The organism is Wenyingzhuangia aestuarii, assembly GCF_011927765.1.
GTDB lineage: Bacteria > Bacteroidota > Bacteroidia > Flavobacteriales > Flavobacteriaceae > Wenyingzhuangia > Wenyingzhuangia aestuarii.
The window spans coordinates 1-10,503 of sequence record NZ_JAATJG010000022.1; the positions used below are offsets into that span (position 1 = coordinate 1).

Genomic DNA, 10,503 nt, shown 5'->3' on the forward strand with positions numbered 1-10,503 from the left:
GAGCTCAGTTCAGAGGTGTTAAAAACGTTGAATTCTTCCTCTTTAGATTGACTAATATTTTTGCCTAAAACACAACTTTTAGGTATGATCCATAGAGAGGAGTAGGAGTTGAAGAAAACAAAAAAAGCCTGTAAATATTACTATTTACAGGCTTCTTGTCGGGGTGGCAGGATTCGAACCTGCGACCTCCTCGTCCCAAACGAGGCGCGATGACCGGGCTACGCTACACCCCGAATAGTCATCTAAAAAAAAACACCAACTTAATGGTGTTCTTAGAGCGAAAGACCGGGTTCGAACCGGCGACATTCAGCTTGGAAGGCTGACGCTCTACCAACTGAGCTACTTTCGCATAATTAAATATATTTAAAGTTTAAAAAACTTAGAGCGAAAGACCGGGTTCGAACCGGCGACATTCAGCTTGGAAGGCTGACGCTCTACCAACTGAGCTACTTTCGCATATGTAAATATACTTAATTATTTTTAAAAAAATATAGAGCGAAAGACCGGGTTCGAACCGGCGACATTCAGCTTGGAAGGCTGACGCTCTACCAACTGAGCTACTTTCGCTTATTTTTTTTATTTGGTAATCATCTTTTAAAAAGAACTTGTAGCGAAGACGGGAGTTGAACCCGTGACCTCAGGGTTATGAATCCTGCGCTCTAACCAACTGAGCTACCTCGCCATTGCGGATGCAAATATAAAGGATAACTCTGTTATGACAAAACAAATTTTTAACTTTTTTTTAGCCTTTTTTTAGTTGATTTAATATCAAATTGTTAGGGAAGAAAAAAGAGTTAAATTATTCCTTTTCTTGGGCACTTTCTAACAGTTTTTGATTGAATTCTTTACTATTTGTCTTAATTCCTAACTGTTTTAAGTTTTCCACTTTTACAATTAAGTTTCCACGACCAGTTAATTTTTTCATTGTAGTATCGTAAGTACTTTGTACAGTATTTAATTGTTTCCCTAATCTAACCAATTCATCAGTTAATTGTACAAACTGTTCAAACAAACGAGTAGCTTGTGTGGCAATTTCTAAAGCATTTTTTTGTTGCTTTTCATTTTTCCACATGCTTTCTATTGTACGTAAAGAAGCTAACAAAGTACTAGGGGTTACTATTACTATGTTTTTAGCAAATGCTTTGTTGTATAACTCTGTATCATGCTCCAGGGCTAAAGCAAATGCAGGTTCTATAGGAATAAATAACAATACAAAGTCTGGAGATTCTATTTGATAGAGTTCAGAATACTTTTTAGCACTTAGTTGTTCTATATGTCTGGTTAATGAGTGTAGATGTTCTTTTGCAAATTGAATTTTCTCCAGTTCATCATCTGTACTAACTAGTTTTTCATAAGCAGTTAAGGTTACTTTAGAATCTACAATCATTTTACGATTGCCGGGTAGGTTGATAATTACATCGGGTCTTAAACGAGTTTTAGATTCCATATCGGTATCAAAACTTTTTTCTAACTCGTATTCTCTTCCTTTTTCTAAACCAGATTTTTCTAGAACACGTTCTAAAATCATTTCTCCCCAGTTTCCTTGTGTTTTGCTATCTCCTTTTAAAGCCCTAGTTAGGTTCTCTGCATCTTTACTCATTTTATGGTTTAAGTCCTTTAAACTTTCTATTTGCTGTCTTAAACCTGAGTTTCTATCAATACTCTCTTTATTTGTGTCTTCTACTTTTTTCTCGAATGATTGAATTTTTTCTTGAAGAGGTTTTAAAATATCACTGATATTCTTTTGATTTTGAACAGAGAACGTTTTAGATTTTTCTTCTAAAATTTTATTCGCTAAGTTTTCAAATTCTTTGGTGAATTTTTCTTGCAATTTTTCAATTTCAGCTTTGTTTTCTGTTAAATCCCTAGCTAACTCTTCTGTTTTGGCATTGGCTCTTTCTAAATTAATGGCTAAAAATTCCTTTTCTTTTGTTAAAATATTTATTTGATCTTCTTTTTTAGCACGTAAAAATTCGAGTTCAGTTTTAGCTTTATCGTTATTTTTTTCTTGTTCTAATTTTTGTTCAGTAATAGTTTGTTCTAACCTTTGAATGGTTTCTTTGGCAATATTTTGCTTGTATTCCAATTCTTTTTGCAACAGTGTAAGTTGCTCAGTAACGGCAAGTGTGTTTTTTTCGGTTTGTAAAGCTGTTATTTTTTTAGCAATTACAAAACCAATTCCACCACCTATTAATAAACTTATTAAAACAAAAATTAAATCCATATGTAAAAATTAGTTGTTAATTATCCTTTGTAAAAAGGCAATTTAACCACTTTAGCTTTGATTTGTTTTTTTCTTACTTGAATGTAAATTTCATCACCTAGTTTAGAAAAATCAGTAGCTACATAACCTAGACCGATTGCTTTGTTTAAGCTAGGAGACATGGTTCCAGAGGTTACAATTCCAATTTCATTTCCATTAGCATCTACTATAGAGTAATCATGTCTAGCAATTCCTTTGTCTACAACTTCAAACCCTACTAATTTTTTAGCAACTCCATTTTTCTTTTGAGCTTCTATATTTTCTTTATTGATGAAGTCTTTGTTGAATTTAGTAACCCAACCTAAACCAGCTTCAATAGGAGAGGTCGTATCATTGATATCGTTTCCATATAAGCAATACCCCATTTCTAAACGTAAAGTATCACGAGCAGCCAATCCAATAGGTTTGATACCGAATTCTTTTCCAGCTTCAAAAACTTTTTCCCAAACTTGAGCCACTTCATCATTCTTGCAATAAATTTCAAAACCACCAGCACCTGTGTATCCGGTAGCAGAAATAATTACATTTTCTATTCCAGCAAAATCACCTACCACAAATTTGTAAAAAGGAATGGTAGTTAAATCAACAGAAGTTAAACTTTGTAAAGCTTCTGTAGTTTTAGGACCTTGAATAGCTAGTAATGAATAAACATCAGAAAGATTTTTCATAGCTACATTTAAGTCGTTATGTTTTTCTATCCAATTCCAATCTTTTTCTATGTTAGAAGCATTTACCACTAAAAGGTATAGCTCTTCTTTTACACGATAAATTAATAAATCATCTACTATTCCACCATCCTCATTAGGCATACAAGCGTATTGAGCATCACCAATAGCTAATTTACTAGCATCGTTAGAAGAAATTTTTTGAATTAATGCCAAAGCATTAGGACCTTCTAGTATAAATTCTCCCATGTGAGAAACATCAAAAACACCTACGGCTGTTCTTACTGTTTCGTGTTCTGCTTTTACTCCTTCGTATTGCACAGGCATGTTAAATCCTGCAAAAGGAACCATTTTAGCTCCTAATTGTTCGTGTATGTGGGTAAGTGCTGTATTTTTCATTGTATAAAATTGTAAGTGGTAAAAATAAATAAAAAAATCCCCAAAAAGGGGATTTTAGTGTGGTCTATATGCATAGGTTATTAAGACTTTAAAAAGTCTGTTAAGCCTTTGTAGTCTGAAATTTTAATAGATACTTTTGGTTTGTCTATTACAGCTTTTATTTGTTCTGGCAATTCAATAGTTTCTGCAACTCCAGGATATAAAACATCCATGAATTTAACAGGATGCGCTGTTTCTAAAAACAGACCTTGTGTGTTGGTCGCTGTTTTTAAATAGTTTTTTAAAGCTAGGTAACCAATAGCCCCGTGAGGTTCTGCTATATAGTTAAACTTTTTGTACAAATGACCCATAGCTGCGGTAGCTTCATCATCTGTATAAGAATATCCTTTTAGGTTTTTACGTAATTTATCAACATCAAAATCGTGTAATTTTTCTATTCTAATAAAGTTACTTGGGGCTCCAACATCCATCGCATTAGAAATGGTAGGAATGGTTTTTTTAGGTTCGTAAATTCCTGTTTCTAAATAAGCAGGAACGACTCTGTTTACATTGGTACCTGTAATAAATTCTTTGATAGGTAATCCTAATTTTTGAGCAATCATTCCTGCACAAATATTTCCAAAGTTTCCACTAGGTACAGAAAACACGATATCTTTAGACTTGTCTTTTAATTGCTTGTAAGCAAAGAAAAAGTAAAAGGCTTGTGGCAACCAACGAGCTACGTTGATAGAGTTTGCAGAGGTTAGCGTTCTGTATTCTTTTAAAGATTCGTCTAAAAAAGCAGTTTTTACCATGTCTTGACAATCGTCAAAAGCACCTTCTACTTCTAAAGCCGTAATATTTTGTCCTAAGGCAGTTAATTGCTTTTCTTGAACATTAGATACTTTTCCGCTAGGATATAAGATCACCACTTTAACACCATCTACTCCTAAGAAACCACTTGCAACAGCACCTCCGGTATCTCCAGAAGTAGCTACCAATACAGTAATATCTTTATCGTTTTTTTCTTTTTTGTTAAAGTATCCTAAACAACGAGCCATAAAACGACCACCCACATCTTTAAAAGCCATGGTTGGACCGTGAAACAATTCTAAAGAACCAATATTTTCTTCAATAGGAACTACAGGAAAATCAAAACATAAAGTTTCTTCTACAATTTGTTTTAAGTCTTGTTCAGGAATTTCATCACCTACAAATTGTTTGATGATTTCGTATCCAATTTCTGCGTTACTATAGTTGTCTAAATTATCAATAAATTCTTTTGATAACGGTGTAATACTTTCTGGAAAATACAATCCTCTGTCTGGAGCAATTCCATTAACAACAGCATCTCTAAAAGATACGTTAGGAGCATTTTCGTTTAAACTAAAATATTTCATTTTTTGTATTTTGTATCGAGTATCAGCTATCTAGTATGTTAACCAATATTCAATTTTTATTTTTTAGTCAAGTCTTAGTACTAATTACTAGATACTATTTTTATTCCTTGATCGTTAATTTTTGAGATGTGGATGTCATAAGCAACTCCCACTTTATCGTAAACAGCTTTCATTGCTTCAGCTACTTTTATAGCGGTTTCTTCACCTTTGCTCAATGCAAATATAGAAGGACCTGATCCTGAAATTCCAGAACCTAAAGCACCTGCATTTTTACATTCTTCTTTTACTTTGTCAAAAGCAGGAATTAAAATAGAACGAATAGGTTCTACAATTTCGTCGTGCAAAGAACGAGACAATAAATCGTAATCTTCGGTATACAATGCACTAACCAAGGCTCCAATATTTCCCCACTGTGTGATGGCTGTTTTTAATCGTACTTTACTTTTTAAGATTTGACGAGCATCAGCTGTTTTTACTTCTATTTGTGGATGAATTACCGTTGCGTATAATTGAGAGGGTGTGTTTAATTTAATCACATCCAAAGGAGCTGTAGAGCGCACCAAAGTAAATCCACCTAAAAGGGCCGGAGCAACATTGTCTGCATGAGGAACTCCACTCGCTAATTCTTCACCTTTCACGGCAAACTCAATTAAATCGTGATTGCTAAACGGTTTTCCTAACAATTCGTTTACACCATATACAGCACCAGCACTACTTGCAGCAGAACTTCCAATTCCGCTACCTGGTTTTATGTTTTTGTAGATTTCAATTTCAAACCCATCGGTAGTGTTGTTTAATTTTTCTAGCATGGCTAGTACAGCAACACCCGCTACGTTTTTTTTGGTAGCTAAGGGTAAATCTTGACCTACTATTTTGGTGATTTTAACACCAGGAGTAGCAACTTTACGAATCACCATTTCATCACCTGTGGTGTCTAGACAAAGTCCTAACACATCAAAACCACAAGAAACGTTGGCAATAGTACCTGGGCAAAACAATTTTATTTCGTTCATTTTTCTTTGAGTATGTAGTACTAAGTATAAAGTACAGAAGCTAAAATTCTATACAATAACACTTAGTACTGTGTACTTAATACTTTGTACTAATTTTATCCTTTGCCAATTCTAATAATATCAGCAAAAATTCCAGAAGCAGTAACATCTGCACCAGCACCAGCACCTTTAATAATTAAAGGGTATTCTGGATATCTTTCTGTAAAGAATAACACAATATTATCACTTCCTTGTAAGTTAGAAAATGGATGCTTGTTGTCTACTTCTTGCAAAGAAACATTTGCTTTACCATTTACATATTCTGCAACGTATTTTAATTCGGCATTGTTAGCTGCTGCTTTTTCTTTGATGGCTTCAAAATGAGCCGCTTCAGAAATTAATGTCTTTTTAAAATCGGCAATAGAATCTGCTTCTAAACTTGCTTTAGGTAAGAAGGTTTTGTTTTCTATATCTTCTAAATTCATTTTAGCACCGCTTTCACGAGCTAAGATTAAAATTTTACGAGCTACATCTACACCACTCAAATCAATTCTTGGATCTGGTTCTGTAAATCCTAATTCTCCAGCTTCATCAACAATTTTTGCAAAGTTGGCATCACCAACAAATGAGTTGAAAATAAAGTTTAAGGAACCCGAAGCAACTGCTTGAATTTTTACGATTTGATCTCCAGATTGCACCAAGTTATTTAATGTGTTGATAATTGGCAATCCTGCACCTACGTTTGTTTCAAACAAATAAGGAGCGTTGTATTCTTGAGACAATCTTTTTAATTCAGCATATTTTTCATATTCTGATGAAGCTGCAATTTTATTACAAGTAACAACTCCAATACTCTCTCTTAAATAATCAGCATATAAACCTGCAATAGTAGCATTGGCAGTATTGTCTACAAATACACTGTTGATTAAGTTTAATTCTTTTACGTTTTCTAGAAATAAATCAAGATCTAAATCTTCTCCGTTGTCAATTAAGTTTTGTTTCCAATCGGTAGTTAAATCAATACCGTCTTGATTGAAAATCATTTTTTTAGAATTTGCCATTCCAGCAACCTCTATACTTAATTGTAATTTATCTAATAAATAAGCTTTTTGCTTTTCTATTTGTTCTAATAATTTTCCACCTACGTTACCTACACCTACAACAAATAGGTTTAATTTGGTTACATGATCTTCAAAAAATTCTTCGTGTAAGCTGTTTAAAGCTTTGCTTACATTTTTACTATCAATTACAGTAGAAATATTTCTTTCTGATGCACCTTGAGCAATGGCATGAATGTTTACATTGTCTTTACCTAAGGCACTAAACATTTTACCGCTAATTCCTTGGTGACTTTTCATTTCTTCTCCAACAATAGCCACAATTGCCATGTTAGTTTGTATATGTAAAGGATCTATTTTACCTAAACTTAATTCGTAAGCAAATTCATCTTGAATAGCCAATTCTGCATTTTCAACATCATTTTGGTCAATAGCAATACAAATAGAATGTTCTGATGAAGCTTGGGTAATTAAAATTACGTTTACTTTTTTTTCAGACAAAGCACTAAATAATCTTTTAGAAACTCCAGGAATTCCAATCAATCCATTTCCTTCTACAGTAGCTAAAGCAATATGGTCAATATGACTAATTCCTTTTACTACACCACCATCTTTTACATTTTCGTTAGAAATATAAGAACCTAAATCTTGAGGTTGGAATGTGTTTTTAATATACAACGGAATGTTTTTATGCATTACAGGTTGTACGGTTGGAGGGTATAATACAGAAGCTCCAAAATGAGATAATTCCATAGCCTCATTATAAGACAATCTGTTGATGGGCTTTGCTTGTTTTACTAAAGTTGGATTGGCAGTGTACATTCCACTAACATCTGTCCAGATTTCTAGTTGATCTACTTCTAAAGCAGCTGCTATAATAGCAGAAGTATAATCAGAACCACCACGACCTAAAGTAGTTTTATCTCCGTTTTCATTGCTTGCAATAAAACCAGGCAACACAGTAATACTATGGCTATTGTTTGTAAAGTACTCTTTAATGTTATTGTTTGTTACATCCATTATAGGAGTAGCGTTTCCAAAATTACTATTGGTCACAATTAGTTCACCAGTATTTTTATAAACAGCATCAATTTCTTGACATTGTAAAGCTTTGGTAATTATAAAAGTTGATAAAAACTCTCCGTAGCTTACAATCGTATCTTTAGTTTTAGGAGAAAGTTCTTGCAATAAGAAGACTCCTTCTAAAATATTTTCTAGTTGATTAAATAATTTTTTAACACCACTTAACACACCGCTTTGGTTGTTTACGGGAATTAAGTTTCTAACAATATCAAAATGATTATTTTCTAATTCACTTAATAAGTTGTTATAAGCATCATCTTGTGTTTGTGCCTTAGCTGCAATGTGAATTAAAGCATCGGTAGTTTTACCAATGGCAGAAAAAACCACTGCAATTTGTTGGTTGTTGTTTGATTTTAAAATATCAAGTACACGAACGATATTTTGAGCTGAGGCGATTGATGAACCTCCAAATTTTAAAATTTTCATATAAGTAATGGAATGATTGAGAAAAAAAACAGCACTTGAGGTTTAATGAAAGTCATAGTCAATTAAAATTCAAGATTTTACGGTTTATATATATAAATAACAAAGACAACCCCAAAGGGTAGTAAAGAAAGAAGTTGTTAAATATGTAGTCTCTGTATTTTTCACGGCATCAAAATTAAGAAAATATTTAAACATCACCCTTTTAATCTATATAAAATTCAATATAAATAATGCTATTTAAGACAATGTAGTCATTTATATCACTTTAAGAATTGTATATTTGCCTCCATTAATAGTAAAGACAATAAATATATGTCAATAAAAGATATTCAAAACATTTCTTATGATAGCTTTTTAAAAGATTTTAAAGAGACTCTAAAAAGTGTTTTTTACGAAAAAGATGATATTCAGAAATTTAGCCAGGTAAGAGGTTTTCCTTCTTTAGTTTTTAGAGATATTATGGCTAAAAAACCTTTATCTGTTGCCATTCCAACAGAATACGGGGGTAGAGGTACAAAGGTAAAGGAATGTTTAGGGATTTTAGAAGCAGCTTCTTATGAATCCTTACCGCTTTCTTTAACGTTTGGTATTAACATTGCTTTATTTTTAGAGCCTGTAGCAAAATATGCAAAGCCAGAAGTAAAAGTACCTATTTTTAAGCGTTTCTTAGAAGAAAGAAACATGGGAGGGTTAATGATTACAGAACCTAGTTTTGGTTCGGATGCGTTAAGCATGGAAACATCAAACACTTTTAAAGATGGAAAATACCATATAGAGGGTTACAAACACTGGCAAGGATTAACAGGATTGGCTGATTATTGGTTGATTACTTCTCGTAAAAAAGCTGAAAACGGAAAATTAGGTAGAGATATAGATTTCTTTATTGCAGATAATCAAGATCCAGAACAAAGAGTAATTGTTGATGAATATTACAACAATGCTGGTTTGTATGCCATTCCTTATGGAAACAATAAATTAGATTTAAAAGTTCCTGAAAATCAAAAATTAGAAGGATCTAGTACAGGAATTAAATTAATGCTTGACTTATTGCACCGTTCTAGAATGCAATTTCCTGGTATGGCCATGGGGTTCATTAAAAGAATGATGGATGAAGCTATTGAGCATTGTAACAATAGAATTGTTGGAGGTAAAAACTTATTAGCTTTAGATAAAGTAAGAGAACAAATTTCTAACATACAAGCGGCTTTTACAGTATGTTCTGCCATGTGTGCACGTAGTAGTGAGCACAGTGGTATTGATAATGAATTAGCCATGGATCAGGTAGAAGCAAATAGTATGAAATCTGTAATTACAGATATGATGCAGTTTTCTGCTCAAACTTTAGTACAATTATCAGGTTCATCTGGTTACAAAGAAGAAAATATTGGAGCTAGAGGAATTATGGATAGTAGAGCGTTTATGATTTTTGAAGGATCTAACGAAATGTTATATACTCAAATTTCTGAAGCTGTTATGAAATTAATGAGACGTAAAAAAGTCACAAATTTATTTGATTTTTTAAGTACTTATGATTTAACAATTAAATCTTCTGAGTTTTTTAAAGAATTATTAAACTTTAACTTAAACATGGAGTTACCACAGCGTAAAATGGTAGACCTAGGTAAGATTATTGGTAGAGTAGTTTCTGCAAACTTTGTAATTGATTTAGGAGTAAAAGGATTTAGATCTGATTTAGTTTCAGAATGTATTACTTCTTTAAAGCACGAAGTTACTGCTTGTGTAAGTTCTTTAACTTTTCAAGAAAGTACTACGTTAATTACTGATTATAAAGAAGATAGTACGTGGTTGAATTTAGTGTAAATAAAACCCTATAGATAGCTTAAGTAGCGATGTTTTTACATCGCTATTTTTTTTTGAAAAAAGTTTTATTTTTTTGTTGTGTAACTAGAAAAAGGTTGTATATTTGCAACCGCTAACAGCAACGGTCTGGTAGTTCAGCTGGTTAGAATACCTGCCTGTCACGCAGGGGGTCGCGGGTTCGAGTCCCGTCCAGACCGCAAGAGAAAAGTTAATCTCTTCCAAAGCCTTATAAACATTATGTTTATAAGGCTTTTTTATGCGTGACTATTTCATATAAAATCAAAGTATTTTATATATTTGGTTCACAAATCGGGGATCATACGGATCATACCTAAAAGTTGTGTTTTAGGCAAAAATATTAGTCAATCTAAAGAGGAAGAATTCAACGTTTTTAACCCCTCTGAACTGAGCTCTAAA

6 protein-coding genes and 6 tRNA genes are annotated in these 10,503 nt (G+C 32.8%); 2 read left to right on the top strand and 10 right to left on the bottom strand.

Annotation, left to right across the window (positions count from 1 at the left end):
- Positions 1-158 precede the first annotated feature (158 nt).
- The 10 genes from GGR97_RS14705 to thrA form a co-directional block, all read right to left on the bottom strand.
- Positions 159-233 (bottom strand) — tRNA-Pro (locus tag GGR97_RS14705).
- A 43-nt stretch (positions 234-276) separates the two neighbouring features.
- Positions 277-349, bottom strand: a tRNA-Gly gene (locus GGR97_RS14710).
- A 34-nt stretch (positions 350-383) separates the two neighbouring features.
- Positions 384-456: transfer RNA gene (locus GGR97_RS14715), tRNA-Gly, on the bottom strand.
- 38 nt (positions 457-494) lie between these two features.
- A tRNA-Gly gene (locus GGR97_RS14720) sits at positions 495-567 on the bottom strand.
- A gap of 41 nt (positions 568-608) precedes the next feature.
- Positions 609-682, bottom strand: a tRNA-Met gene (locus GGR97_RS14725).
- Between the two features lie 117 nt (positions 683-799).
- Positions 800-2,224: a DNA recombination protein RmuC gene (gene rmuC / locus GGR97_RS14730; protein ID WP_167899297.1), complete on the bottom strand. Its 1,425-nt coding sequence runs from the start codon at positions 2,222-2,224 to the stop codon at positions 800-802.
- A 20-nt stretch (positions 2,225-2,244) separates the two neighbouring features.
- On the bottom strand, positions 2,245-3,327 hold the full coding sequence (gene gcvT / locus GGR97_RS14735; protein WP_167899298.1) for a glycine cleavage system aminomethyltransferase GcvT: 1,083 nt from the start codon (positions 3,325-3,327) through the stop codon (positions 2,245-2,247).
- Positions 3,328-3,407: 80 nt separating this feature from the next.
- Positions 3,408-4,706: a threonine synthase gene (gene thrC, locus GGR97_RS14740; protein WP_167899299.1), complete on the bottom strand. Its 1,299-nt coding sequence runs from the start codon at positions 4,704-4,706 to the stop codon at positions 3,408-3,410.
- An 80-nt stretch (positions 4,707-4,786) separates the two neighbouring features.
- A complete protein-coding gene (locus GGR97_RS14745; RefSeq protein ID WP_167899300.1) occupies positions 4,787-5,719 on the bottom strand; it encodes a homoserine kinase in 933 nt (310 codons plus the stop codon).
- Between the two features lie 95 nt (positions 5,720-5,814).
- Positions 5,815-8,265 carry a bifunctional aspartate kinase/homoserine dehydrogenase I gene (gene thrA / locus GGR97_RS14750; protein WP_167899301.1) on the bottom strand — a complete coding sequence of 817 codons (2,451 nt, stop codon included), beginning with the start codon at positions 8,263-8,265 and terminating at the stop codon, positions 5,815-5,817.
- A 312-nt stretch (positions 8,266-8,577) separates the two neighbouring features.
- Here thrA and GGR97_RS14755 point away from each other — a divergent pair, with 312 nt between their 5' ends.
- Complete coding sequence (locus tag GGR97_RS14755) at positions 8,578-10,086, top strand: acyl-CoA dehydrogenase family protein (RefSeq protein WP_167899302.1); 1,509 nt, start codon at positions 8,578-8,580, stop codon at positions 10,084-10,086.
- Between the two features lie 123 nt (positions 10,087-10,209).
- Positions 10,210-10,283: transfer RNA gene (locus GGR97_RS14760), tRNA-Asp, on the top strand.
- The last annotated feature ends 220 nt before the right edge of the window (positions 10,284-10,503 follow it).

Excerpts from the sequence above, each read along its gene's own strand:
- rmuC (WP_167899297.1), bottom strand. The coding sequence starts at position 2,224 with ATGGATTTAATTTTTGTTTTAATAAGTTTATTAATAGGTGGTGGAATT.
- gcvT (WP_167899298.1), bottom strand. The coding sequence starts at position 3,327 with ATGAAAAATACAGCACTTACCCACATACACGAACAATTAGGAGCTAAA.
- thrC (WP_167899299.1), bottom strand. The coding sequence starts at position 4,706 with ATGAAATATTTTAGTTTAAACGAAAATGCTCCTAACGTATCTTTTAGA.
- GGR97_RS14745 (WP_167899300.1), bottom strand. The coding sequence starts at position 5,719 with ATGAACGAAATAAAATTGTTTTGCCCAGGTACTATTGCCAACGTTTCT.
- thrA (WP_167899301.1), bottom strand. The coding sequence starts at position 8,265 with ATGAAAATTTTAAAATTTGGAGGTTCATCAATCGCCTCAGCTCAAAAT.
- GGR97_RS14755 (WP_167899302.1), top strand. The coding sequence starts at position 8,578 with ATGTCAATAAAAGATATTCAAAACATTTCTTATGATAGCTTTTTAAAA.